The following is a 22,321-nucleotide window of genomic DNA, read 5'->3' as shown; positions in this document are numbered from 1 at the left end:
GAGTCGACGCGGAGCGTCGGCGACCGACGACAACGCCGCAGATGTGCGTGCCAGACCCCGCGACGCCGGCATGATCCAAACGACAGGCCCTAGCAGCTGTCCACTCCCGCTCACACGATCACGTCGCCGGGAGCTGGTACGACAGGACGTAGGCGTCCGCCGCCATGACCGGGTCGCAGACCCCACGGCCCGCCCCTCGGTGTCATACGCGGTACGGATCAGGTGGATCACGTGCACGCCGGAGGCCGGCCGGAGCGTCTTCACTTCGGACGGAGAGGGCATCCGGGCGCGGATCTCCTCCTCGAAGTGGTCGAGGTGATGACCCAGCTCTTCCCGGCGTGCGTGGATACCGCCGGGGCCGGGCTTGGGCTCGGCGATCCGTGTACCGCGGGCGGTCCTTGACCTCCAGGCTGTCGACCTGGGGGGACTGCCGGCGGCGTCGGCCCCGACGATGAACGCGGACTTTCCCTGCTCGGGCGGCTGATCAGTCGCGCTTGGGCCAGATCGGGCCCTGGTCGGTCCAGATGACGCCCTTGTTGCGGCACAGGCAGAAGGGGTGGCCGATCGGGTCGGTGTAGACCTGCCAGCCGTAGCCGTCGGGGCCGATGAAGTCCTGCCGCAGCGTCGCGCCGAGGTCGAGGACGCGGCGCTGCTCGGGCTCGGTCTCGTCCACTTCGAAGTCGAGGTGGAACTGCTTGGGGTGCTCGCTGTCGGGCCACTGCGGAGCGCGGTAGTCGTCCACCCGGATGAATGCCAGCTCGATCTCGCCGAACTGGATGCCGGCCCAGTCCTCGGAGCTGCCCTCCTTGACCGGACGGCCCGTCACCTCGGAGTAGAAGGCCGCCAGCTTCATCGTGTCCGGACAGTCGATGATGAAATCGGTGAGTCGCAGCATCCCGCGATCTTGGCACAAGCTCACACCCGGCTTCGAGACACAGACAGGCCCTGAGCAGCTCCGCCGAGGCGTGGGAACAAGAAGTCCCCGGGGCTTCGCCCCCCAGACCCCGTTCACCAGGGGTGGCCAGGGCTTCGTGACGGTCCTCGCCAGGGTCGAGGCGCGGACCGTCACGACGGGCGCGGCGAGCACCGTGGTCGTGAAACGGTAAGGGGCGGTCCCGACATCGCCGACAGGGCTGCCCTGCACACCAGGGACCGTTCCTACACAGGTATATATACTTAATGGTATCGATGATATCTGTGGAGGTGTAGTCGATGACTCGTACCGTGATCGACCTGGACGATCAGCTGGTCGCAGACGTGGCCAAGGCCCTTGGCACCAGCACCAAGAAGGAGACGGTCAACACCGCCCTGCGTGAGGTATTGGAGAACCGGCGCCGGGCCCTGGCCCTCACGCGCCTGCGGGCCGCAGCGACAGACGGCGCCTTCGCCCTGGATCTCTTCGAGGACAAGGGGAACTACCGCCGGTGAACGCCGCGCAGTTCCTGATCGACACCAGCGCACTCGCCCGCCTGCTGCGCGGCGACGCCGAACAGTACGGATGGGACCAGGCGGCAGCAGCCGGGCTCATCGCCACATGCCCCATCACCGAGCTGGAGTTCTTCTACAGCGCCCGCTCCGCCGCCGACCGCACCCAAGGCATCGAGGACATGCGCCTGCTCTTCGGCTGGGTACCCGTCGACGATCGCGCCTACGACCGCGCCTGGCAGGTCCAGGAGATCCTCACCCAGCGTGGACAGCACCGCAGCGCGGGAGCCGTCGATCTCGTGGTGGCGGCCACGGCCGAACTACAGGGGCTGACCCTCCTGCACCGCGACCGGGACTTCGCGTGCATCGCCGCCGTCACTGGCCAGGCGCTGCAGTGGTACGGGCCAGAAGTCGGCAAGTGAGCCAGGCTCGAACAGCGACGGCCCGAGGAAGAACGCAGCCGGCCGGTGTCGTTGCGTAGCGCCTGCGAAGGCCCGTCGGGCTGGGCGGCCCGTCCCCTCGGAGAGAGGGATGGTGTCCACGGACGCCGCAGCACTGGCGACTTGCCAACTCCCGGACAGCAGACACGACTTCACCGAGCGCGCCACCGTGGACACGGACGGACCGGACTGCACCCAGGCGATGCTCCGCAATCTCCGGTATGACGACACGGGCCGCCACCCTCTCCTGACGCAGGCTGGGCGGAAAACCCTCAGACGATGTCGTGGACGTTGTGCTCGGTCAGGTCGGATGCGTGCCGGGCGATGGCGCGGTAGTCGGCGTCGTCGTGCAGGACAGCCAGTCCGTGGTGGGCTGCTGTCGCGGCGATGACGAGGTCCACCGCCGAGGCACTGCGATGCTCTCCGGCCCGGGCCATACGGTGCTGCACCGCACCGATCCAGCGCCCCGCGTTCTTCGGTACGGCCGCATCCGGGTAGAGGTCGGTGAACATCTCCGTGATCTCGTCGTACTCGCGTCCGTGCCGGGCACTGTGGAGGAACTCGGTGCGCTGCACATAGCAGGATGCGATGGCCCCGGCGTCGATCGCGTCGTACCAGGCCGACTGCAGTTTCGGATCGCGGAGCAGCCGGACCAGGCCTGAGGTGTCGAGCAGGTAGATCACCGGCTGTTCTTCTCCGCCCGGTGCAGACGCTCCGCGTCCTCGACGGCACCCCATTCGCGCGCACGCTCGAAGTGGCGGCTGATACGCGCCGCACGCTCCTGTTGCTCGGCATAGAAGTGCAGGGCGAGGTTGACCGCCTCCTTCTTGGTCCTGACCTTGGACAAAGCCATGGCACGTTCCAGAGCGTCGTCGTCGATGTCGATCTGGGTCACAGACACGAGGCACCTCCCGCACGATGTTGGTAATGTACAAAGAAGAATACGTCATCAACATTGGCGCGGCCACGGCGTGCCCACGGGAGCGGATAGTCGTGGTTGTCAGCGGCGCGGCCCGACCTGAGCGAAGGCTTCCGGATCGCCGGCGCGTATCCGGTCACGCGGATGACGATGACCGACCGTGGGCGTAGCCGGTTGTGGCGCATCACCGGGCGAGGGAGAGGGCTGCATGATGCCTGGGGAAAAGACGCCGGTGGAGCAGACTCTGGGGCGCTCGTACACCACGGTCGACGGAGTCATGTTCAACGTCACCCGACTGTCCGTCGAGCACCACCCCGACCGCACAGTGACATTCGTGTTCGGGCTCACCGTGGAACGACCAGGTCACCCGGACGAATGCTGGGTGGTCACCCTTCCGTGGGCCGACAAGTCCTTCACGGACGTACTCACCTCTCCCGCACCCCCTCCGGACCGGTTGCGGCAGATGGTCGACATCGTCCACGCCCTGCTGGAGGAGTGGTGGGCCACCAAGGCCCGCAACAGGCACTCCGCGAAGATGGGCCGGCGAATTCCCTGAGCGGCCACGTTCCGAGCGTGGCCGTGGGCCCCGTGGGAGCGCCGTCCGGACCGGGTGGCTCAGTCGGGTCCCCGGCCCTGAACCGGGAGATCCGGGTGGCTGGCCAGGAAGAGCATGTAGGCGATCGCCGCCGTTGCCCCGGCCAGGGACAGCGCGCCGCCCACCACGGCCCGGGTCCCGCTCGTGCGGCCCGTCCTCGATGCCCGGTGCTCGACGCAGGCCCGCACGAGGCCGACGAGGGCGGAGTCCTCACCCGGAGGGCCGGGTGCAGGTGACGTCCGTGGGTGGCAGGTGGCCCGTGGCCAGGTAGGTGTTGACCGTCGTGTCGGCACAGGGGCTCCCGGCGACGCCGTACACGGCGTGCTGGTCCGCGCCGCGGAGGGTGACCAGGCGGGAGGAGGGCCAGTTGCGGCGTACGGTCCGGGCGCTCTGGTAGGTGGTGCGCGGGTCGCCGGTCGCGTTCACCAGGAGGGCCGGCAGGTCGCTGCGGATCGTCGTCGGGCGCTCGCGCGGCGGGTCCCAGAACGCGCACGGTCCGATGTTGTTCGTGACGGGACCGAACAACGCGTCCTTCTTTCGGGCGCGTTGGACGTCCCGCCAGTACGTCTCGGGGTCGCGTGCCGTGGCCACGTCGCCGCACAGGATCGCCGACTGGACGCTGCCGTAGGAGGAGTCGGACCCGGTCAGGAGGAAATCGAGGGTGCCGGCCAGCCAGGGCGACGGGGTGACCGGGCTGTTCCCGGCGGCGCGCCGCAAGTCCCGTACCGCCCGGGCGAGATCGGCGTAGGCAGCGTCGTTGTCCTGCGAGAGACCGTTCAGGACGACGGCCGGCAGCACGTGCTCGTCGACCAGGTGGTCGCCGACCGGCAGGGGCGTGCGGGCGGCCGCGGCCTGGATCCGGTCCACGGCGGCGAGGACCGCGCTCCGCGTGCGTCCCAGGCCGTAGGTGGCGTGGCGGGCGGCGGCCCAGGCGGCCCAGCCCCCGAAGGCGTGCCGGTTTGCCGGTTCCGTGCCCCGCAGCAGGCGGGGGCTGTAGCGGTCGGGTGCGAGGACCCCGTCGAGTACGACCCGGTCGGTGCGGCCGGGGAACATCGTGGCGTACACCTGGCCGAGGTAACTGCCGTACGAATAGCCGAGATAGGAGATTCTGCGTTCGCCGAGCGCGGCGCGGACGACGTCCATGTCCCGCGCGGTGTTGCGGGTGGTGACGTACGGCAGCAGGTCGCCCGCGGACGTCCGGCAGCGTCGGGCGAGTCCCTCGGCGAAGGCCGCCGACCGGTCGAACCCGGCACGGTCGGTTCCGGCGCCGCGTATGAAGGAACCGGTGGGCCAGTGGCAGTCGAGCGGTGTGCTGCGGCCGACGAAACGGGGGTCCACGCCCACCACGTCGTAGCGCGCGCCGGTCTGCCGCATCGCCGCGCGCACCCACGGCGGGTCGCCGATCGTCTGCCCGCCCGGGCCGCCGCCGTTGAGCAGCAGCGCGCCGACGCGGCGGCCGGTGTCGGCGGCCCGGATCCGGGAGATCGCGACGGTGATCGTACGGCCGTCCGGGTCGTCGTAGTTCAAGGGGACGGTGACGTCGGCGCACCGGGCGCCCGCCTGCCGGAGTTCCCCGCCGGTCTCGTCGCCGGGTCCGAGCAGGCAGCTCTTCCAGACGAGGTGCTGGTGGTGATAGCGGGCGAGGGGGTCCGTGGTCGCGCGGACGGGCTGGGCCGCCGCGGGTGTCGCGGCGACGGTGAGCGTTCCGACGAGGCACAGGGCGACGCCGGCCGCGGTGCGCGACACGAACCGGCGCGGGCCGCCGGCGGCCGGACCCCACCTGGCGGCGGCGCGCGCGGCGGCGGGCTTGTCGGCAGGCGGCGGGGTGGCCATGACGGTCGCGCCGGGGAAGGTGGGACCACTCACGCGGAGTTCCTTTCGGAGGACGGGTCCGGGCAGAGGGACTTGTCGACGAGGTCCAGGAAGTCGAGTTCGGCCTGGAGCGAGTCGGGCACCTCGTTCAGGGCGACGGCGACGCTGCGGCCACCGGGGGCGACGGCGACGAGTGCCCGGTGGCCGCCGGGCACCGTGCCTCCATGCCCCAGCCACGTACCGCCGCAGGACAGCGGTGAGGAGATCACGCCCAGCCCGTAGCGGGCGCCGGGCCACAGCCGGTCGGGATCGGCGGCCACCGTCTCCCGCATCCGGGCCAGTTGGGCGGGTGGCAGCAGGCGGCCGTCGAACAGGGCGGTGGCGAACCGCGTCAGGTCGGCCTGGGTGGAGACGAGGGCACCGCCGACGCCCCCGAAGGTCATGTTCCAGGCGGTACCGTCGACGGTCCGGCCGTCCTCGGCGGTGAAGTAGCTGCGGGAATGCGGCCCCCGGACGCGGACCTCGTCACCGGGCCAGTAGGTGTCGCGCAGCCCGAGCGGTTCGATGATGCGGCGGTTGATCTCCGCCTCGGGGGTCCGGCCGGTGACCTCACGGACGATCATGCCGAGGACGGTGTAGTTGGTGGTGGCGTAGTGCCACCTGCCGTGCGGGCGCGGCAGGGCGAGGGCGCGTGCGACGAGGTCGCGGGGCTCGAAGTGGTGATACCGCACGTGCTCGGGGTGCTCCCATTCGGGAGCGTCCACGTAGTCGGGCAGTCCACTGGTGTGCTGGAGGAGTTGCCGTACGGTGATCCGCCGGCCGTCGTGGCCGGGTGCGCGGATCAGACCGGGCAGGTAGCGGTCGACGGGGCCGTCGAGCGAGAGGCGGTGCTCGGCGGCGAGCTGCAGGACGAGCGTCGCGGTGAACGTTTTGGTCACGCTGCCGACGCGGAGCCGGTCGGTGGCGTTCATACGGCGTCCGGTGCGCACGTCGGCCGTCCCGGCGCTCTCGGTCCAGCGCCCGCAGGCGGCGTCCACGGCGGGACCGGTCACGAGGACGGAGGCGCCGGTGATGCCGTCGCGGTCGGTGAGGACGTGCAGCGCCCGGTCGGCCCGGTCGTGCGTACCGCAATCGGCCGGGTTCCGCGGGACCGCGGCGTCGGCGGCCGCCATCGGGCCGGTGACCAGCACGAGGGCGGCGATCAGGGCCGCCGGGCCGGTGAGCCTGCCGGGCTTGGACGTCGGTAAGAAGGTCGGCATGCGGCACCACGCTAGGCAGGGCTCGCCGCTCGATCACTCCGGCAGGCTGGTGCTTCGTACTGAGGCCAACCCGAGCGGAAGGCCGGGAGCAGGCCCCCTCGACGGCCCGATGTCCCGTTGGTAGGAGCGGGCCGCGGTACGAGGGTGCCCGGCGTGCGCGGACGACCGGACGACCTGCCGCCGGGGAAATCCGTCGTACCCGCCCGCGGTGTGAGTGCTCTCGTCCGCCGCTCCGGCCGGCCGGAATCTGGACAAGTCGACAGAAATTCGGGCTCTGTCTGTCGCTGGTGGCGGGTATCGCATGCCAAGGACGCAGCGGCCGGATCCGCGCAGGCGCATACTGGAGGCGATGACTAAGCCAGCCGCAAAGCGCTATCTGCCGACCAGCCCCTTCAAGGTCCCGGTCACGCCACCTCTCAGCGAGTTCGCCGTGGGGGACCGGGTCACGCACGACGTGTACGGCCTCGGCCAGGTGATCGGCATCGAGGACGGAATCGCGGTGCTCGTCGACTTCGGTTCCGTACAGAAGCGGATCATGAGTCCGTACTCCAAGATGAGCAAGCTGTAGGACCCCGTGCCCGTTCACGGCACGCCGACAGCCCTCCAGACCACGTACGAATGGGAGATCCCCCGTCGAATCGACCTCGCTGTTCTCCGCTCCTGAGGGAGCGCCCCGCACCGCCGACGCGGGTTCGCCGCCTCCTGCGACGAACCCCTTCCAGGCCCCGGACTTCGGGGAGGACGGGTCTCACGACGAGACTTTCCTCACCGACGACGCGCACGCGTCCGTCCCGGGCATGCGTGCGACCCATGGGCGCTGAGCACCCATCCCGCGGTCAGGGCCGTCCCTCGGCCCCGGGCCGGAGAGACCCCCAGGCCGTGAACCTGGGGGTCTCGTGCGCCCCGTCGCCGTTGCCTCGCGGCCGGCGACAGCCAAGGCCGGGACCGTAGCCGCGGCCACAGCGACGGTGACGCGGCGGCCGTAGCCGCAGCGCGGCCATAGCCGTAGCAGCCGTGCCCATAGGCCGCAGCGCAGCCGAGCCGTAGCTCAGCCATGGCCGTAGCCGGGTAGCGCGGCCAGAGCGGCTGGGCAGGCAGCCATCGCGGCGGCGGTACGCAGGCACCGGCCGTCCGCCGACTCGGTCCGTGCACCCCCAGGTATCCCCGCCCCCGCAGTGGCGACGATCAGACGCGCCCGCACGCCCGCAGCCGCCGACGCCGTGCCGCGCGCCCCCGGCGAGCACCCCCGAGCACGCGCCCCGGCCCGCGCCCCCGCAGTCCGCGCCCCGTCGGCCCGCGCGCTCATCTCCGAGTACGCCGAGCCGCGTCCGCCTCACGGACCGGTGGATCGCCATGATGTCGGTCAGCAGCGACGACAGCGCCGCGGGCGCGGTCCTGCTGCCACGGGGGCGTTTTCGAGGGTTCCGCCCGCCCCCGGACCGTGGTCGCTCCGCAACTCTCCGGTCACGGTGCTTCGTTGACAGGGAGCGCCGCCGGGCGTTGACTGGCGGGACGGTGGAGACCGGCCAGGCGGGCCATGAGCGTCGAGGCCCCAGGTTCGGACCGGGCGCCGCGAGCCCGTCCTGACCCGGCCGAGGGGCCGGGTGGCACCCGGCCGACGCGACGCACAGGAAGTGGCACACGATGATGTACGACCAGGCACGCGCCCAGCAGCCCCCGGACAAGAACTCGGGAGCCGCCGCGCGCCGGACCCAGGGGCCGGACTCCCTGATCCCCGCCGAGGAGCGGGACCGGGTCTCCCAGCGCCTGCGACAGGCCCTCCTCGACTTCGCGGAGACACCGCGCGAGGCGCTGGAGGACGCCGAGAGTGCCTTCGACGAGGTCACCGCACAGCTTGCGGACGCCCTGGCGGAACGGCGGCGGGCGCTGCGGGCGGGCTGGCAGGACCAGGACGCCCAGGCGCAGGCGGAGGAGTTCCGGAACGCGCTGCGGCAGTACCGGGAGATCACGGAGCGACTGCTGCGCCTGTGAGGCGGGCTGCGAGGACCGGCGCCGGCCCGTTCGTACGGGCCCCGGTCGTGCCGGTCGCAGTACGATTGATGCGGGTGGCGCACGCTCACGTGCGACCGCCCGGAAGGGCGACTCCGGCGGGTCCCGCCGGAGTCGTTTACGCGGTCGGCGCGACGGCTCACGTGGCGCCGGCACCGCTCGCGGACCGGGCCGGTGCCCCGTTCAGGGAGGACAGGGCATGATCCAGGCAGCCGACATCCGCGAGTGGCGCGATCACGACGTCGTGGATCCGAAGGGCCGCAAGATCGGCGTGCTCGAAGCCGTCTACGTGGACACCGCCACCGACGAGCCCGCCGTGGCCACCGTCCGCACCGGGCTGCCCACCCGCCAGCGTCTCGTCTTCGTCCCTCTCGACGAGACCGTCCTCGGACCCGGCTACCTCAGGGTCGCCCACGCCAAGAACCTGGTGAAGAAGGCGCCCTCGATCGGCACGGACGACATCCTGCCCGCCGAGCGGGAAGAAGAGATCTTCCGGTACTACGGCCTGACGTACCGGCCGGGCGCCAACGGTGAACGGCAGCTCGCACGCCGCTGAGCGACGCGACGCGTCGCCCGGCCCAACGGAGGTGTTCGGGTCATGGTGCTCTTCCTGCTCCTCGTCCTCGCCGCGCTGATCCTCGGGATCATCGGCGTGACAGCCGCGGGCCTCGGCCATCTGCTGTTCGTCGGCATCGCCGTCCTCGTCGTCGCCCTCGTCATCGCCGGCGTGCGGCTGTCCGCGCGCGCCAGGCGGCGTCCGCAGCGCTGACCGGCGGGCGCACCCGGCGGCAGCGCGACGGCGGCCCGGCCGCGGCTCTGCGGGTCAGTCGGTCAGGCCGGGGAGGGGCTCCGAGTCGCTGACGAAGGCCAGGGCCAGATCGGCCAGGCGGCGGTTGTGCGCACGTGCGTAGCTACGCAGTGCGGTGAACGCCTGTTCCATGTCGACGCCCTGGCGTTCCGCCAGCTTCCCCTTGGCCTGTTCGATCAGCACGCGGCTGTTCAGTGCCGTCTGGAGCTGCTCGTTCAGGGCGGTGCTGCGGTGTGCGGAGCGGTGTTGCAGCAGGCTGATGGTGGCGACGTCGGCCAGGGCCTGGGCGAGGGACGTGGCGGCCGGATCGTAGGGGCCCGGGGTGGCGCGGAACAGGTTGAGCGCGCCGACGACCTCGTCCCGCAGCCGCATCGGCAGCGCCTGGACCGCTCCGAATCCGCAGAGACGGGCCGCCTCGGTGAAGTGCGGCCAGCGGTCGGCCTGTGTCGACAGGTCGGGCACCGACACCGGCGCGCCGGAGCGGAAGCAGTCGAGGCAGGGTCCCTCGTCGCTCTGCAGCTGGAACAGTTCCAGGAGGCGCACCTGTTCGTCGGAGGCGGCCATCACGCGGAGGGTGCCGTCGAGGTCCGCGAGCAGCACGCCGGCGGCACTCGCGTCGAGCATGCTCACGCAGCGGTCGGTCAGCAGGCGGAGGAAGTCCATCAGGTCGAAGTCGGCGACCAGGTTGTCGGCCAACTCGACGAAGGTCCTGGCGAGGAGCCGCTGATCCATCGTGCACACCTTCTGTCGGAATCGGTCTGCCGGGGGGGGTGGGGCGGGACGTACGGAGAGGCAGCCACGGCCGTCCGTCCCCGGCCGTCAGTCGTCGCCACCGGGCCCACCCGCCTCCGGCCCCGGTGCCGGCCTCGGTTCAGGATTCGGCCCGGGCCTCGGTCCAGGATTCGGCCCCGGTCTCGGTTCAGGATTCGGTTCCGGATTCGGTTCCGGACCCGCGCCCGGACTCGTGTCGTACGACTGCCCGTCCGGGGTCATGTGCAACCGGTGGGCCAGTACGTCGGAGGCGACCTCGGCGAGACGGCGCCCGTTCGCGTACGCGTGGGCCCTCAGTCGTACGAACGCCTCCTCTATGCCGACACCGAGCTGGACGGTGAGCATGCCGCTCGCCTGGTCGATCGCGGCGCGGTACGCGCCGAGGCCCTCCAGGCGTCCGTCCCACGAAGGCCCTCCGCCCGACGGGACGCCCGGCTGCCCGGCCCCGCTGTGCAGCAGCACCAGCGTGGCGGCGTCCGCGAAGGCCAGCGCGTCGGCGAGTTCCTCGGCGTCCAGTTCGACGGGGACCGCCGCGTAGAGGTCGAGCACCCCGGGACTGATCGCCCCGATCTGCAGCGGCAGGGCGAAGACGGCACCGGCTCCCGCGTCGGTGGCCGAGACCGCGAACACCGGCCAGCGGGCGCGGACTTCCTCGGTACGCAGATCCGGGGCCAGTACGGAGATGCCGAGCGCGAAGGCGTCCAGGCAGGGGCCCTCACCGAGCGTCAGCTGCAGTTCCTCCAGCTGCTCGCTCACCTCGTCGGTGCTGCACAGCGGATGACTGGCCTCGGTGTCCGACATCGCCGACACCCCGGCACCGCCGACCGGGAGAGCGGCCACCGCCGCGGTGCACACGTCGACGACAGCGACCCGCGCGCCACGTCTGGCCGCCTGTTCGGCCACGAGCAAGGTGATCCGTGCCGTCCGTCCCGCGTTCATCAGTCAGGGGCTCGAGCCGTACGGCGAGCGCGTGACGAAGGGAGCATGACGCCTCGGTTCCCGGGAGGATGCTTCCGGCGACCGGACGTCAGGTCCGCTCCCCGTCGGCATCGTGTCCAACTGGAGGTGTGCCGCCGGGGTCTGGGACGTCCACACCGGCAGCATAGACCGCGCGGGGACGGGCCGGGCGGCAGAGTCGGCGCCAGGCACCCCGGAATCCCGGCCGCCGGAGCGACGCGTCCGGGCTCACCGCGGAGTAGCGTGGACGCACCGAGGGCACTTCGTATACCGGCTCCCCTGCCGGAATCGTTCCCGGTGAGAAAAGGTGACACCGGGCGGCCGCGAGCCGCCCGGAGACGGGTCGGCATCATGTCCGCCACCTACGAAAACCGCGAGCTGCCGCGGCAGAAGCAGCCGGACGACACCACTCCCCGCCTCGCGCTCAGGGGCCCGGGCCCCTCCCGCGGGCTGCTGGACGGAGCGTGGTGGCCGCGCTCCCGCGACCTCGTGCGGGAGCTTCCCGCGCTGATCGACGCACTCGACCCGCTGTGGGGCCGTGTCACGCGCGTCGCCGTCAATCCCACGCACTGGCCCGTCGTCCCGCGTCACGTACCCGTCCACGGGCATGTGCTGAAGGTCGGCTGGTTCACGGCGGAACTGGACCCGCACAAGATCCTGCTCCTTTCGTACACCGTCGGGCGCTGGGACCTGCTGGTGGTCCCGCCCGGGACCACGGCCGCGGCTGCCGGGCGGCTGATGGCGGCCGCCGCCGATCCCGACGGCCCCCCGCTGTCCGCGAGCGCGCTCATCGCGGCCGAGGAGTCCCGGTACGGCGTCTCCGCCGCGCCCGAGACCGCCGATCCCGGTCCGGTGCGGGAGCAGGAGGCGGTCGCCCTGGCCATGCCCGCGGTCACCCCCGTCCCGCCCCCTCCTCCGACCGCGGGGACGTGACGGACACGGAGACGGTCCCGACGTCCCGACAGTCCTGAGGTCACGGCCGCCTCGAGGTCGCGGCCGCCTTGAGGTCGCAGCCGTCCTGACCGCCGCGCCGGCGAGCCTCTCGCCGGTGTGGCGGTCCTCGTCGTCCACCGTCCGCCGACGGAGTGCGGCGGCCGGCCGGGACGGCAGCGGCAGCCCCTGATGCCGACGCCCGGTTTACCCCGCGGGCCCGCACTGTCACGATGCCGAGTCCGGGGGTGTCCGCCCCGCGGCGGGGGGAGGTTCGTATGACCGAGGTGTACTTGCGCAGGCTGTCCCGGTGGCAGGCCGAGCAACAGCGGGACGGTGTCGCGGACGTGCACGTGACGGCGTACCGCGGTGCCGCGGGTGCCGAGTACCGCGACCGGCAGAGTTTTCTGCGGCAGTTCGAACAGCACGTGCAGCAGCGGGACTTCGACATGGTGGTCGCCGACACGAACGGCCTGGTGGGCTGCGCCTACGGGTTCCGGATCGACCGCACCGGCGACTGGTGGTCGGACTTCCGCGGCGGCCTGCCGCCGGACATCGAGGAACTCACCGCCTCGGGAAGGACGTTCCTGCTGGCCGAGCTGATGGTCCTGCCGGGCCTGCGGCGCCGCGGGATCGCGACCCGGCTGGCCGAGCGGCTGCTGGCACGCCTCGACACCGACCTGGTCGTCGCGACCGTGGACCGGCCGGACGAGAACGGCCACGCGAACGCGGCGGCCAGGACCCTGCACACCTGGGGCTGGTCGAGACTCGGCGAGGTCGGCCCGCCCGCCGTGCCGGACGCCGGAATCGGTGCCGGTACCGGACCCGGCGGCGGGGGCGGCCCCGGCATCGGCGTCGATCCCGGCCACAAGACGGCCACCCGGGAGGTCTGGATCCGCAGACCACCGCGCTGAGCCGCCCGCCGCACGCGGGCCCCAAGGGCACGTTCGCCGGCGCCGGCGGGAGCGGGGCGTGGCGGCGGGCGCCGGCCGGCACCGGTCCCATCAGCGGGCGCCGGCGGGCACCGCCGTGGTGTCAATGGGCTTCGGCCGCCGCGGCCGTCATCAGCGGTTCGGCGTCCGCCGGGTCGGCCTCCGGGGGTACGACCAGCAGATCCCAGCGGCCCCGGCCGGGGCTGAGCAGGCAGACGGTGTGCGTGCCGTGCGTGCGCGCGGACCGGCGCACTCGTACGACGTGGTTGGCGACGAGCATCCGGCCCGGACCCGCCGACCACATGGCCGTGTCGACGGTGACGCCGGTGATGTGTCCCCATGCGGCGGGCAGGACGCTCAGCAGCAGCGGCAGTTCGGCCAGGAGGTCGCGCGAGCGGGGCCACCATGCCCCGTCGATGGGGCGCGGCGAGGTGCTGGGCGGTGCCAGCCGGAGGCGGGCGACGGGCTGGGCGGGCACGGGCTGGAGGGCTGTGGCCATGGAGGCGCTCCTGTCTGGGGCACGGCTTGGGCGTGCCATGGGCTCGGGTACGGCGTGCCTGGGGGCGGGCCGGGCGAGCGGGGCGGAGCGGTCGAACCGGTCGACAGCCACGCCTCCCCGGCCTCGAGGCGCGTGGTCCGGCCGGGGTCTCGGGCTGTCCTCGCGTGTTGGTGTGCGATGCGTGGTCGTGTGGAGCGGCAGGGAGAGCGGGGCGACCGTCGGGTGACGACCTCACTCCGCTCGGCGCGGGTGCCGAGCCGGTTGCCACGCAGGGCACAGGGGTTGTCCGGTCCGGTGCCCGAAAGGGGCTGTCCTACACGTCGGTCGGTGCGCGTGACGCGTCGACTGGGCACCGCTGTACAACAGTTGGCGTACGCGGTGGACCGGCGGCCCTGAGCGGTACCCGCCCCGGGCGGAGGGAGGTCCGGCGTCGTCGTGAGCAGAGGACGAGACCGGTCCGATCACCGGCGTACGACGAGTCCTCGGCGTTCTCACCCTACTCCGACGGCCGGAAGCCGGGCCTGGACGACCGCGGCGCGTACACCTCTTCCGCCCCCGGCACGGCATTCGCTCACATCTCGCAGATTTTCGTCCGCCGATCGACGTAAATCGACCAACCATGGTCACTCGACGATCCCATTCGGGCAGATCGGGAGTAGCACGGCTCGCCTTCCACCAGAGCCATACGCTGGTTCTGCGGCAGCCCGTGCCCCCGGCCCTCTCCGTGCAGTTCCGTTCCGCGCAACCGAGGCCCTGCGCAAGGCGAGGTTCTTCCCGTAGGGGACGGACCGGACCGATGGGGAAAGAGGAGTTGGGGCGATGGCCGCTCAACCCGACCTGTTCGACGAGTGCCGCATGATCCGGGCCTGCGGCGAGCTGGACCTGACGACCACCCCGGATCTCGCCCGCGATCTGGAGGACGCCCGGCATGGCATCGGGCGCGTCTTCCTCATCGTCGACCTGCGCAGGGTGACGTTCATGGACGGCAGCGTCCTGGACCCGCTGTGCTCGGCCTGGGAGGACTGCCGGGGACGACTGGGCTGGGCACGCGTCGTCTACACCCGGCCGGGACTGGGGCTGGTCCTGAGAGCGGGCGCGCTCCAGGCGCGTTTCCCCCGGTACGCGAGCGCCCAGAACGCCTGGCGGGGCGTGCCGGCCGACCCGTGCCGGCGCGGCGGCCCGCGGCCCTGGGAGACCGGGGCGGCAGGCGTCGGGTGAGGGGCCCGCGGTCGTCAAGGACCGGGGACGGCCGACGTCGAGTGATGTTTGCAGATGCCAGGTTTTCGCGCCTATGTTGGCGCGCATGCAGTCGTACACCATCGGACAGGCGGCCCGTCTGCTCGGCGTGAGCCCGGACACCGCACGGCGCTGGGCGGACGCCGGCCGCGTGGCCACCCACCGGGACGCGGGTGGCAGGCGGCTCGTCGACGGCCGGGATCTCGCGGCGTTCTCGGTCGAGCTCGCCCGGACCGGTGACGACGAGGAGAACGTCGCCCACACCTCGGTACGCAACGCCTTCCCCGGCATCGTCACGGCGGTGAAGCTCGGGGACGTCGCGGCGCAGGTGGAGATCCAGGCCGGACCGCACCGGCTGGTCTCCCTGCTCACGCGCGAGGCCGTGGAGGAACTGGGCCTCGAGGTCGGCATGGAGGCCACGGCCCGCGTGAAGTCCACCAGCGTGCACATCGACCGCGCGTAGCGGCCGCCCGTGATGACCGCCGGTAGCGACTGCCCGTGATGACCCGCGGCCGGCGGCTGCCCGCGTGACCCTGCGTGGCGAACGGCGGAGCCGTAGAAACGCACATGCGCGTGTTCGTGTCCGCTTGAGCGGCTCATGCGATGCGACAGGAGACTTATGGCTCGCATCTGCGGAAGTATGATCGGTGTAGGCCCGGCTGGCCCGTTCAGAGCCGGGCGCGGCACCTGCCCCGAGGAGTGCACCGTGATGAACCGTTCCGCGCGCCGGACGCGCCGCATTCGCCGGACCCTGCGAGTGGCGGGTGCGGGGGCCGCCGTACTGCTGGCCGTGAGCGCCTGCTCCTCCGGCACCGGCTCCGACACCGGCTCGGGCTCCGGGGACGGCGGCGGAGCCTCAGAGTCCCGGAAGATCTCCGGGACGGTGACAGTTTTCGCCGCCGCCTCACTGAAGGAGAGCTTTACGACGCTGGGCAGGCAGTTCGAGAAGGCCCACCCCGGTACGAAGGTGGCCTTCAACTTCGGGGGCAGCGACACGCTGGCCGCCGGGATCACCGGGGGCGCCCCGGCCGATGTGTTCGCCGCCGCCAGCCCCAAGACGATGGCGCTCGTCACGGACCACAAGGACGCGGCCGGCACCCCGGTCACCTTCGCCCGCAACCAGCTGGAGATCGCGGCCCTGCCGGGCAACCCCGACAAGGTCTCCTCCCTGAAGGACCTCACCAAGTCCGGCCTCAAGGTCGTGCTGTGCGACAAGACCGTGCCGTGCGGCGCCGCCGCGCAGAAGGCCCTGGACACCGCCGGCCTGAAGCTCACCCCGGTCTCGTACGAGGAGGACGTCAAGAGCGCCCTGACCAAGGTGGAGCTGAAGGAGGCCGACGCCGCGGTCGTCTACAGGACCGATGTGAAGGCGGCGGGTGACAAGGTGGAGGGCGTGGAGTTCCCCGAGTCGGCCGAGGCCGTCAACGACTATCCGATCGCGCTGCTCGAGAACGCGCGCGAGGACGCCGCGGCGAAGGCGTTCATCGAGCTGGTGCGGTCCGCCGACGGTCTGCGGGTACTGACCTCGGCCGGGTTCCTCGCGCCGTGACGCGGGCGCGGCGCGGGACGGCCGGGACCGGGGCGCTGGGCCGGACCCCGCTCGCGTTGCTCCTGCCCGCCCTCGTCGGCCTGGCGTTCCTGCTGCTGCCGCTGGTGGCCCTGCTCGTACGGGCCCCGTGGCGCAGTCTCCCGGACCAGCTGACCAGCACGGAGGTCTGGCAGGCCCTCCAGCTGTCCCTGATCTCCGCGACCGCAGCCACCGCGGTGTGCCTGCTGCTGGGGGTGCCGCTGGCCTGGCTCCTCGCGCGGACCGACTTCCCCGGACGCGGGTTCGTACGGGCGCTGGTGACGCTGCCCCTCGTCCTGCCGCCGGTGGTGGGCGGTGTCGCGCTGCTGCTGGCGCTCGGCCGCAACGGCGTCGTCGGGCAGTGGCTGGACTCGGCCTTCGGGATCACGCTGCCGTTCACCACGGCGGGGGTGGTGGTCGCGGAGACGTTCGTGGCGATGCCGTTCCTCGTGATCAGCGTGGAGGGCACCCTGCGGGCGGCCGATCCGCGGTACGAGGAGGCGGCGGCCACGCTGGGCGCGTCCCGCTTCACCGCGTTCCGCCGGGTGACGCTGCCGTTGATCGCGCCCGGGATCGCGGCGGGGTCCGTACTGGCGTGGGCCCGCGCGCTCGGCGAGTTCGGCGCGACGATCACGTTCGCCGGCAACTTTCCCGGCCGTACGCAGACCATGCCGCTGGCCGTCTACCTCGCCCTGCAGAACGAACCGGCCGCGGCGATCGCGCTGAGCCTGGTGCTGCTGGCGGTGTCGATCGCCGTCCTCGCAGGCCTGCGGGACCGCTGGATGACGACCACATGACCCTCCGCCGACCTCACCGCCACCGAACGGCCACCACATGACCGACGCCGAACCCACGAGGGCCGGGGACCCCGCCGGGGAACGGGACCCCGCAAACTCCGGCACGCCCAACCCCGGTGGGGCAAAAGCCGGTACGGCCGAGGAGACCGCCCGTGATGAGGGCGCCGCCCCCGGTCTCGACGCACGTCTTCTCGTGGAGCGCGGGGATTTCCGGCTCGACGTGGAGCTGCGGGCCGCGCCCGGTGACGTCGTCGCGCTGCTCGGGCCCAACGGAGCCGGGAAGACCACCGCGCTGCGGGCACTGGCCGGGCTCACCCCGCTCTCCGACGGCGGCCGGCTGCGTCTGGACGGGGTGCCGCTGGACCGGACGCCGCCCGAGTCCCGTCCGGTGGGCGTCGTCTTCCAGGACTATCTGCTCTTCCCGCACCTGTCCGCCCTGGACAACGTCGCGTTCGGACCCCGCTGCCAGGGCGTCCCGAAGGCGGCGGCCCGGGCGCAGGCCACCGTGTGGCTGGAGCGGATGGGGCTCGCCGACCACGCCGGCGCCAGGCCGCGCCGGCTCTCGGGCGGCCAGGCCCAGCGCGTCGCCCTCGCCCGCGCCCTGGCGACCGGCCCCCGGCTGCTGCTCCTGGACGAGCCGCTCGCCGCGCTCGACGCCCGCACCCGGCTCGACGTTCGGGCCCAGCTCCGGCGCCATCTCGCCGACTTCGAGGCCGTCGCCGTCCTCGTCACGCACGATCCGCTGGACGCGATGGTGCTGGCGGACCGGCTGGTCGTCGTCGAGCACGGTCACGTGGTCCAGGAGGGCTCTCCCTCCGACATCGCGCGCCACCCCCGGACGGACTACATCGCCCAGCTGGTCGGCCTCAACCTCTACCGGGGCCGGGCCGACGGCCACACCGTGCGCCTCGACGCGGGCCCGGAGATCATCACGACCGAGGACCTGTCGGGTCCCGTCTTCGTGGCTTTCCCGCCCGTGGCGGTCACCCTCCACCGGGACCGCCCGACCGGCTCCAGCGCCCGGAACCTGTGGCAGTGCCGGGTCACCGGTCTGGAGACGCACGGCGACCAGATCCGCACGGACCTCACCGGGGAACTCTGCCTCGCCGCCGACCTGACCGCCGTCGCCGCCGCCGAACTCGGCCTGCATCCCGGCGCCCCGGTCTGGGCGACGGTCAAGGCCACCCAGACGCACGCCTATCCGGCCTGACCGCCGGGCTCAGGGAGCGACGAAGGCGTACATCCCGGCGACGGGCCGCGGCCGCCAGGTGCGGGCGTAGGGCGGGGGGCGGCCGTCGGGCGCGGCCAGCGCGGCGACCGGCATCCGCCGCGCGGCCCGTTCGACGCCCGCCCGGGTGATGTTGGCGTTGTGGCCGGTGACGTTGGCGGAGGAACACCCGGCGTAGAAGGCGACGGGGATGGCCTCCTCGCCGGTGAGCAGGCACGGCGGCCGTACGCCGATCCGGTGCAGCTCGGCCGCCGTACGGGCCCAGTCCCGGTGCGCCGCGGTCGTGCGCTCCACGGCGCGCTCCAGCACCGCGTACTGCACGGCCAGATGCCCCGCGAGACCGAGTGCCACCAGCGTCGCGGTCACCGGCCGCAAAGCCCGGTCGGGTGCGGTGATCAGGTGGACGAGCCCGTCGGCGACGGGGATCGCGAGCAGGGCGTAGACGGGGAGCAGGAAGCGTGGCGCGGCGTATCCGATCATGAAGAGGTAGGGGACTCCGGCGGTCGCGGCGCAGACGAGCGGCAGCAGCGTGCCCGCCGTCCGCCCGGCCCGGACGGCGACGACGAGACCGAGCGCGGCGAGCAGCGGCAGGACGAACCACCACAGCAGCACCGCCGTGCCGGGCGGGGGGCCGTCGCACGGGCGGCACAGGGCCCGCCCGTCCAGGCTGCGCAGTTGGTCCAGGACGGCGATGTTCCAGCCGAGGCCACCCTGGATGCCGGCGGCCTCGGCCAGCCGCGCGCCCAGCCCGCCGAAACCGGTGTACGCCTCGACGACCCACTGGCCCGTCCCGGCGGCGAGGCCGGCTCCGAGTGCCGCCGACAGCCTCCACCTCCGGACGCACACCGCCAGGACCAGCAGGGGTGCGGCCGTCCACACGGCGTCGGTGGGCCGCATCCACGCCATCAGGGCAACGCTCGCCGCCACGCCCCACGGCGCGGCCCGGTCGAGGCGGTCCGCGCGGGCCCGCAGGAAGAGGCCGACGGCCGCGAGGGCGCCGACCGCGACCCAGTAGTTCGGCATGGCCTGAGGGCCGTAGAACAGGGTCACCCACAGCGTCGCGAACAGCGCGCCCGCCAGGGCGAGGACCCGCGGCGGGAACAGTCCGCGCCAGGCGCGCAGCGCCAGGAACAGCCCGAGCCCCGACAGCACCGCCAGATAGACCCGCAGCAGCGCGGTGGACGACGACCAGGTGGCGACCGGTGCCACCAGCAGGGACACTCCGCGGGCGCGCGGCGCGCTGAAGAAGGCCGCCGGACTGTGGGCGGTGACCTGGCTGACGTACACCACCTCGTCCCAGCCGAGGCCCATCCGGGGGTTTACGAGGATCAGCTGGGCGAGGGTGAAGCCGCCCGCGACGAGGGCCGGCCAGGCGCGGCCGGCCGTCGGCGGCCGTGCGGCGCGGGGCCCCGGTGACGGCGCCCGCCGCCCGGCGCCGACGGTCCGGACGCCCAGGGTCCTGGCCTCGTCCACCCTTCACCACCCCTGCCGACCCGAACCACACGAACCTCCCGAAACACCGACAAATTACCCCGGGCTGTGCGGTCGCGCCCGGTGAGTCCGGCCCGGCCGACGGGTCGCTGGCCGCACGGGCGTCGGCCCCCGCCGGGGACCGGGAAGGGCCCGGCGCCCGATGAGCGGGAGCGCCGGGCCCTTGGGGGCGGGGAGGGGGAACGCGGGGTCGGGAACGGGAACGCGTGGGTCAGGAGCGGGACTTGGCCGTACGGCGACGGGTGGCCACGGCGATGGCGGCACCGGCGGCGAGCAGGGCCGCCGCTCCGCCCGCGATCGGGAGGGTGTTGCCGCCGCCGGTCTCGGCGAGGTCGCCCGCCGGGGTGGACTCACCGCCGTTCGGGGTGGGCGCCGCGGCCGTGGTGGACTCCGCCGCGGACGGCGTGGACTCCGTCTCCGGTGCCGACGGGGTCGTGGACGCGGGCGGGGCCGACGCGGGGGCCGTCGACGCCGGGGGCGTGGCGGCGGGCGGGGTGGTGGCCGGCGTGTCCGGCGTCTGGGACGTGCAGTCCTTCGTGCCGCCGTTCCATGCGGCGATCAGCTTGTCCTTGATGACCGGGCGGTCGGGCCCCTGCGGCACGTCACCGTGCTTGAAGCCGTCGTTCGCGTCGGCCCTGCCGTCGAACCTGACCTTGCCCCGGTACAGGTCGACCTGCGCGAAGCAGCCCGCGTCCGGCACCGAGATGTCCAGCGAGTCGGTCTCGCCCTGCTTGACCGTGACCGTGTCGAAGTCGTGGAAGACCTGGACGCCGGACGTCTTGAAGGTCGCACCGTGCGTCCGGTACGCGGCGAGCGACGCGGTGCACGTCGTCGCGTCCTGCGCGGTCCGCACCTTGATGTGGACCTTGCCGTCCTCGGTGGGCCGCAGGTTCAGGTCGTCGACCCGGACCGAGTCGGCGAACTCCGCGCCGTCCAGGGAGAACTGGCAGCGATCGGTCTCGGTCACCGTGCCGGGACCCTGCCCGGACGTGTAGGCGCGACCGGACTTCTCCCAGCCGTCGCCGCCCGGCGTGCCGGAGGCCCACGCGCTGGTCGTGCCGGCGGAGAGGGCGACGACGACGGCGCCCGTCCCCAGCAGGCAGCGCATCGTGACACGTCTCGCTATGGACATGCGGATCCCATCGTGAGTTGCGAGACCCGGACGACGGCAGCGGGCAGCACGAAGCAGGCCGGAGGCCGGCCGCACCGGGGATCATGGGTCGTAGGAACACCGGGCTCACTGGTCACGTGTGCCACAGTGCGAGCACATCGTCGATCACCGCGTGATCACTGTCAACCTTGTTGAACGCGCACGTACTTCACGCGTCATCACCCGAGGTCCACACAGGGAACGAGTTGTTCCGGGGCTCGGGCGCTCCCCCCCCCGTGCGGGCGTTCCGTCGCTCCGGTGGGCACCGGTCACGCCGGGGCCGGGCGGTCAGCGGGAACATGCCGACGGTGCGTCACGTCGGTGGATCGTGGTCAACGGGCCCTGGGCGCGGGGGACTTCACCGCTGCACGCGGGCACGGGCCGAAGGGGGAAAGCCGTCGACGCGCCGGCCGCGGTGTGGGCGGCCGCCGCGTCCGTCCCGGCGGAGGTCGCTGCTCGGGTTACGCCGTCTCGGTCCAGCCGGGCGCCGCGGGGGCGGCCGGTGCGGCGGCGGGGCGGCAGGTGAATCCCAGCCGGGTGAGCGCGCGGGCGACCTCGGACTCGGTGAAGTCGCGGCGGTCCTGCTTGGTGATCACTTCCCCGACCTGCTTGATGGGGTACGTGTGCGAGCCGACGGTCACGGACGCGCCGGTGACGGGCTCGGGCCGGACACTCGCCATGGAGTGCTCCACCTCGCTCTTGATGAGATCGAAGGGGAATCGGGCGATCACACAACGCATGGTGCCTCCGCGGGGCGAAATTCGGTGCCGATCCGGACACCGGAACGAGACCGGCGTGATGTGACCGCCGCCGGAATGCCGTACCAGGAAAGGCCCGGAAAACGAAAAAGCGGGTGGCCGGGACCCGCACCCCTTGGTGCGGGTCCCGGCCACCCGTAACGCTTCAGCCGACCCGGGGGTCAGGCGTCAGCCGTGTCCCAGGTCAGGCGGGGACGATGTTCTCGGCCTGCGGGCCCTTCTGGCCCTGCGTGACGTCGAAGGTCACCTTCTGGCCTTCCTGGAGCTCACGGAAGCCCTGGGTGGCGATGTTCGAGTAGTGGGCGAAGACGTCAGCGCCGCCGCCGTCCTGCTCGATGAAGCCGAAGCCCTTTTCAGCGTTGAACCACTTCACGGTACCAGTAGCCATGTCAAATCTCCTTACGGGAGCAGTGCTCGAAGGCCCGCACTGTGCGGACCCGCGGTCGCCGCGATGATTGCCCCGTCCGGAGATAAAACACCGGAATGCAGAAGCGAACCGCCCAGTATTGACCGGAAGGTTGCGCTCCAAGACTTTGGGAACCACAACTGCAACTGAAATCGACAGTAGCACGGCAGCAGCCGAGGAGGGCGGACCACTATGTCACCCCGTCCGGACAAATAACAAAACCTGTCGGCGCATCCCGTCGATTTCTGCTTTCGTCGCGACAGATATTCAGCGGGCCTCGCCGGAGGCGCTCCCGCGGTCCCCAGTTGCCGCAACGCCGAGCGCGGTGCGG

At 72.4% G+C, this 22,321-nt stretch carries 26 protein-coding genes and 1 pseudogene; 14 read left to right on the top strand and 13 right to left on the bottom strand.

Annotated features, from left to right (window positions below; translation table 11 throughout):
• Nucleotides 1–118 precede the first annotated feature (118 nt).
• Together AC069T_RS12285 and AC069T_RS12280 are read right to left on the bottom strand one after the other, a co-directional pair.
• Nucleotides 119–396, bottom strand: a pseudogene (locus AC069T_RS12285) (UTRA domain-containing protein); the annotation flags it as partial.
• An 88-nt stretch (nucleotides 397–484) separates the two neighbouring features.
• The gene (locus AC069T_RS12280; protein WP_478782646.1) at nucleotides 485–895 is read right to left on the bottom strand and encodes a VOC family protein; all 411 of its coding nucleotides are present in this window, start codon (nucleotides 893–895) and stop codon (nucleotides 485–487) included.
• 317 nt (nucleotides 896–1,212) lie between these two features.
• On the opposite strand from AC069T_RS12280, the gene AC069T_RS12275 reads away from it, so the two are divergent.
• Both AC069T_RS12275 and AC069T_RS12270 read left to right on the top strand, forming a co-directional pair.
• Nucleotides 1,213–1,428 (top strand): type II toxin-antitoxin system VapB family antitoxin, encoded by a 216-nt coding sequence (locus AC069T_RS12275; protein WP_478782645.1) that lies wholly within the window; start codon nucleotides 1,213–1,215, stop codon nucleotides 1,426–1,428.
• Complete coding sequence (locus AC069T_RS12270) at nucleotides 1,425–1,847, top strand: PIN domain-containing protein (RefSeq protein WP_478782644.1); 423 nt, start codon at nucleotides 1,425–1,427, stop codon at nucleotides 1,845–1,847. The genes AC069T_RS12275 and AC069T_RS12270 overlap by 4 nt, the downstream gene beginning before the upstream one ends.
• 290 nt (nucleotides 1,848–2,137) lie before the next feature.
• Here the strand turns inward: AC069T_RS12270 and AC069T_RS12265 are convergent, their stop codons facing one another.
• A complete protein-coding gene (locus tag AC069T_RS12265) occupies nucleotides 2,138–2,548 on the bottom strand; it encodes a PIN domain-containing protein (RefSeq protein WP_478782643.1) in 411 nt (136 codons plus the stop codon).
• Nucleotides 2,545–2,766 carry a type II toxin-antitoxin system VapB family antitoxin gene (locus AC069T_RS12260; protein WP_411151791.1) on the bottom strand — a complete coding sequence of 74 codons (222 nt, stop codon included), beginning with the start codon at nucleotides 2,764–2,766 and terminating at the stop codon, nucleotides 2,545–2,547. Before AC069T_RS12260 ends, AC069T_RS12265 begins: the two co-directional genes overlap by 4 nt.
• A gap of 226 nt (nucleotides 2,767–2,992) precedes the next feature.
• On the opposite strand from AC069T_RS12260, the gene AC069T_RS12255 reads away from it, so the two are divergent.
• The gene (locus tag AC069T_RS12255) at nucleotides 2,993–3,340 is read left to right on the top strand and encodes a hypothetical protein (RefSeq protein WP_478782642.1); all 348 of its coding nucleotides are present in this window, start codon (nucleotides 2,993–2,995) and stop codon (nucleotides 3,338–3,340) included.
• Nucleotides 3,341–3,589: 249 nt separating this feature from the next.
• Here the strand turns inward: AC069T_RS12255 and AC069T_RS12250 are convergent, their stop codons facing one another.
• Together AC069T_RS12250 and AC069T_RS12245 are read right to left on the bottom strand one after the other, a co-directional pair.
• Nucleotides 3,590–5,212, bottom strand: coding sequence for an alpha/beta fold hydrolase (locus AC069T_RS12250; RefSeq protein WP_478782661.1), 1,623 nt, complete (start codon nucleotides 5,210–5,212; stop codon nucleotides 3,590–3,592).
• Nucleotides 5,213–5,241: 29 nt separating this feature from the next.
• On the bottom strand, nucleotides 5,242–6,450 hold the full coding sequence (locus tag AC069T_RS12245; RefSeq protein ID WP_478782641.1) for a serine hydrolase domain-containing protein: 1,209 nt from the start codon (nucleotides 6,448–6,450) through the stop codon (nucleotides 5,242–5,244).
• Nucleotides 6,451–6,799: 349 nt separating this feature from the next.
• Between AC069T_RS12245 and AC069T_RS12240 the strand changes: the two genes are divergently transcribed.
• The 4 genes from AC069T_RS12240 to AC069T_RS12225 all read left to right on the top strand — a co-directional run bounded on the left by AC069T_RS12240 (nucleotide 6,800) and on the right by AC069T_RS12225 (nucleotide 9,229).
• Nucleotides 6,800–7,018, top strand: a complete 219-nt coding sequence (locus tag AC069T_RS12240; RefSeq protein ID WP_476753783.1) for a hypothetical protein — start codon at nucleotides 6,800–6,802, stop codon at nucleotides 7,016–7,018.
• Between the two features lie 1,076 nt (nucleotides 7,019–8,094).
• A complete protein-coding gene (locus AC069T_RS12235) occupies nucleotides 8,095–8,442 on the top strand; it encodes a hypothetical protein (RefSeq protein WP_358850809.1) in 348 nt (115 codons plus the stop codon).
• A gap of 217 nt (nucleotides 8,443–8,659) precedes the next feature.
• Nucleotides 8,660–9,016 (top strand): PRC-barrel domain-containing protein, encoded by a 357-nt coding sequence (locus AC069T_RS12230; RefSeq protein ID WP_478782640.1) that lies wholly within the window; start codon nucleotides 8,660–8,662, stop codon nucleotides 9,014–9,016.
• Nucleotides 9,017–9,058: 42 nt separating this feature from the next.
• Nucleotides 9,059–9,229: a hypothetical protein gene (locus AC069T_RS12225; protein WP_478782639.1), complete on the top strand. Its 171-nt coding sequence runs from the start codon at nucleotides 9,059–9,061 to the stop codon at nucleotides 9,227–9,229.
• A 54-nt stretch (nucleotides 9,230–9,283) separates the two neighbouring features.
• On the opposite strand, the gene AC069T_RS12220 is transcribed toward AC069T_RS12225, so the two are convergent.
• Nucleotides 9,284–10,000: an ANTAR domain-containing protein gene (locus tag AC069T_RS12220; protein WP_478782638.1), complete on the bottom strand. Its 717-nt coding sequence runs from the start codon at nucleotides 9,998–10,000 to the stop codon at nucleotides 9,284–9,286.
• Between the two features lie 87 nt (nucleotides 10,001–10,087).
• Entirely contained in the window at nucleotides 10,088–10,978 is an 891-nt protein-coding gene (locus AC069T_RS12215) for a GAF and ANTAR domain-containing protein (RefSeq protein WP_478782637.1), read from the bottom strand.
• 369 nt (nucleotides 10,979–11,347) lie between these two features.
• Between AC069T_RS12215 and AC069T_RS12210 the strand changes: the two genes are divergently transcribed.
• Together AC069T_RS12210 and AC069T_RS12205 are read left to right on the top strand one after the other, a co-directional pair.
• Nucleotides 11,348–11,929: a DUF5994 family protein gene (locus AC069T_RS12210; RefSeq protein WP_478782636.1), complete on the top strand. Its 582-nt coding sequence runs from the start codon at nucleotides 11,348–11,350 to the stop codon at nucleotides 11,927–11,929.
• Nucleotides 11,930–12,204: 275 nt separating this feature from the next.
• A complete protein-coding gene (locus AC069T_RS12205) occupies nucleotides 12,205–12,840 on the top strand; it encodes a GNAT family N-acetyltransferase (protein ID WP_478782635.1) in 636 nt (211 codons plus the stop codon).
• A 121-nt stretch (nucleotides 12,841–12,961) separates the two neighbouring features.
• On the opposite strand, the gene AC069T_RS12200 is transcribed toward AC069T_RS12205, so the two are convergent.
• Nucleotides 12,962–13,357, bottom strand: a complete 396-nt coding sequence (locus AC069T_RS12200) for a DUF5994 family protein (RefSeq protein WP_478782634.1) — start codon at nucleotides 13,355–13,357, stop codon at nucleotides 12,962–12,964.
• An 819-nt stretch (nucleotides 13,358–14,176) separates the two neighbouring features.
• Between AC069T_RS12200 and AC069T_RS12195 the strand changes: the two genes are divergently transcribed.
• From AC069T_RS12195 to AC069T_RS12175, 5 genes are all read left to right on the top strand, one after another.
• The gene (locus AC069T_RS12195; RefSeq protein WP_478782633.1) at nucleotides 14,177–14,575 is read left to right on the top strand and encodes an STAS domain-containing protein; all 399 of its coding nucleotides are present in this window, start codon (nucleotides 14,177–14,179) and stop codon (nucleotides 14,573–14,575) included.
• An 85-nt stretch (nucleotides 14,576–14,660) separates the two neighbouring features.
• Nucleotides 14,661–15,056, top strand: coding sequence for a TOBE domain-containing protein (locus tag AC069T_RS12190; protein WP_358850814.1), 396 nt, complete (start codon nucleotides 14,661–14,663; stop codon nucleotides 15,054–15,056).
• 246 nt (nucleotides 15,057–15,302) lie between these two features.
• The gene (gene modA / locus AC069T_RS12185; protein ID WP_478782632.1) at nucleotides 15,303–16,142 is read left to right on the top strand and encodes a molybdate ABC transporter substrate-binding protein; all 840 of its coding nucleotides are present in this window, start codon (nucleotides 15,303–15,305) and stop codon (nucleotides 16,140–16,142) included.
• Entirely contained in the window at nucleotides 16,139–16,957 is an 819-nt protein-coding gene (locus AC069T_RS12180) for an ABC transporter permease (protein WP_478782631.1), read from the top strand. Before modA ends, AC069T_RS12180 begins: the two co-directional genes overlap by 4 nt.
• Before the next feature lie 37 nt (nucleotides 16,958–16,994).
• Nucleotides 16,995–18,167, top strand: a complete 1,173-nt coding sequence (locus AC069T_RS12175) for an ABC transporter ATP-binding protein (protein WP_478782630.1) — start codon at nucleotides 16,995–16,997, stop codon at nucleotides 18,165–18,167.
• A 9-nt stretch (nucleotides 18,168–18,176) separates the two neighbouring features.
• On the opposite strand, the gene AC069T_RS12170 is transcribed toward AC069T_RS12175, so the two are convergent.
• From AC069T_RS12170 to AC069T_RS12155, 4 genes are all read right to left on the bottom strand, one after another.
• On the bottom strand, nucleotides 18,177–19,496 hold the full coding sequence (locus AC069T_RS12170) for a hypothetical protein (protein ID WP_478782660.1): 1,320 nt from the start codon (nucleotides 19,494–19,496) through the stop codon (nucleotides 18,177–18,179).
• Between the two features lie 391 nt (nucleotides 19,497–19,887).
• Entirely contained in the window at nucleotides 19,888–20,808 is a 921-nt protein-coding gene (locus AC069T_RS12165; RefSeq protein ID WP_478782629.1) for an LAETG motif-containing sortase-dependent surface protein, read from the bottom strand.
• Nucleotides 20,809–21,287: 479 nt separating this feature from the next.
• Nucleotides 21,288–21,566, bottom strand: coding sequence for an SCO5918 family protein (locus tag AC069T_RS12160; protein ID WP_478782628.1), 279 nt, complete (start codon nucleotides 21,564–21,566; stop codon nucleotides 21,288–21,290).
• A 202-nt stretch (nucleotides 21,567–21,768) separates the two neighbouring features.
• Entirely contained in the window at nucleotides 21,769–21,972 is a 204-nt protein-coding gene (locus AC069T_RS12155) for a cold-shock protein (protein WP_010986199.1), read from the bottom strand.
• Between the last annotated feature and the right edge of the window lie 349 nt (nucleotides 21,973–22,321).

The sequence above is a fragment of the Streptomyces sp. NPDC043867 genome, from assembly GCF_056435845.1.
The sequence above is the reverse complement of the archived record's forward strand: the minus strand, read 5'-3'. Positions and strand labels throughout refer to the sequence as shown.

Coding starts and splice junctions, on each gene's coding strand:
- AC069T_RS12280 (WP_478782646.1), bottom strand. CDS start 895: ATGCTGCGACTCACCGATTTCATCATCGACTGTCCGGACACGATGAAG.
- AC069T_RS12275 (WP_478782645.1), top strand. CDS start 1,213: ATGACTCGTACCGTGATCGACCTGGACGATCAGCTGGTCGCAGACGTG.
- AC069T_RS12255 (WP_478782642.1), top strand. CDS start 2,993: ATGATGCCTGGGGAAAAGACGCCGGTGGAGCAGACTCTGGGGCGCTCG.
- AC069T_RS12250 (WP_478782661.1), bottom strand. CDS start 5,212: ATGGCCACCCCGCCGCCTGCCGACAAGCCCGCCGCCGCGCGCGCCGCC.
- AC069T_RS12245 (WP_478782641.1), bottom strand. CDS start 6,450: ATGCCGACCTTCTTACCGACGTCCAAGCCCGGCAGGCTCACCGGCCCG.
- AC069T_RS12240 (WP_476753783.1), top strand. CDS start 6,800: ATGACTAAGCCAGCCGCAAAGCGCTATCTGCCGACCAGCCCCTTCAAG.
- AC069T_RS12235 (WP_358850809.1), top strand. CDS start 8,095: ATGATGTACGACCAGGCACGCGCCCAGCAGCCCCCGGACAAGAACTCG.
- AC069T_RS12230 (WP_478782640.1), top strand. CDS start 8,660: ATGATCCAGGCAGCCGACATCCGCGAGTGGCGCGATCACGACGTCGTG.
- AC069T_RS12225 (WP_478782639.1), top strand. CDS start 9,059: ATGGTGCTCTTCCTGCTCCTCGTCCTCGCCGCGCTGATCCTCGGGATC.
- AC069T_RS12220 (WP_478782638.1), bottom strand. CDS start 10,000: ATGGATCAGCGGCTCCTCGCCAGGACCTTCGTCGAGTTGGCCGACAAC.
- AC069T_RS12215 (WP_478782637.1), bottom strand. CDS start 10,978: ATGAACGCGGGACGGACGGCACGGATCACCTTGCTCGTGGCCGAACAG.
- AC069T_RS12210 (WP_478782636.1), top strand. CDS start 11,348: ATGTCCGCCACCTACGAAAACCGCGAGCTGCCGCGGCAGAAGCAGCCG.
- AC069T_RS12205 (WP_478782635.1), top strand. CDS start 12,205: ATGACCGAGGTGTACTTGCGCAGGCTGTCCCGGTGGCAGGCCGAGCAA.
- AC069T_RS12200 (WP_478782634.1), bottom strand. CDS start 13,357: ATGGCCACAGCCCTCCAGCCCGTGCCCGCCCAGCCCGTCGCCCGCCTC.
- AC069T_RS12195 (WP_478782633.1), top strand. CDS start 14,177: ATGGCCGCTCAACCCGACCTGTTCGACGAGTGCCGCATGATCCGGGCC.
- AC069T_RS12190 (WP_358850814.1), top strand. CDS start 14,661: ATGCAGTCGTACACCATCGGACAGGCGGCCCGTCTGCTCGGCGTGAGC.
- modA (WP_478782632.1), top strand. CDS start 15,303: ATGAACCGTTCCGCGCGCCGGACGCGCCGCATTCGCCGGACCCTGCGA.
- AC069T_RS12175 (WP_478782630.1), top strand. CDS start 16,995: ATGACCGACGCCGAACCCACGAGGGCCGGGGACCCCGCCGGGGAACGG.
- AC069T_RS12170 (WP_478782660.1), bottom strand. CDS start 19,496: ATGGGCCTCGGCTGGGACGAGGTGGTGTACGTCAGCCAGGTCACCGCC.
- AC069T_RS12165 (WP_478782629.1), bottom strand. CDS start 20,808: ATGTCCATAGCGAGACGTGTCACGATGCGCTGCCTGCTGGGGACGGGC.
- AC069T_RS12160 (WP_478782628.1), bottom strand. CDS start 21,566: ATGCGTTGTGTGATCGCCCGATTCCCCTTCGATCTCATCAAGAGCGAG.
- AC069T_RS12155 (WP_010986199.1), bottom strand. CDS start 21,972: ATGGCTACTGGTACCGTGAAGTGGTTCAACGCTGAAAAGGGCTTCGGC.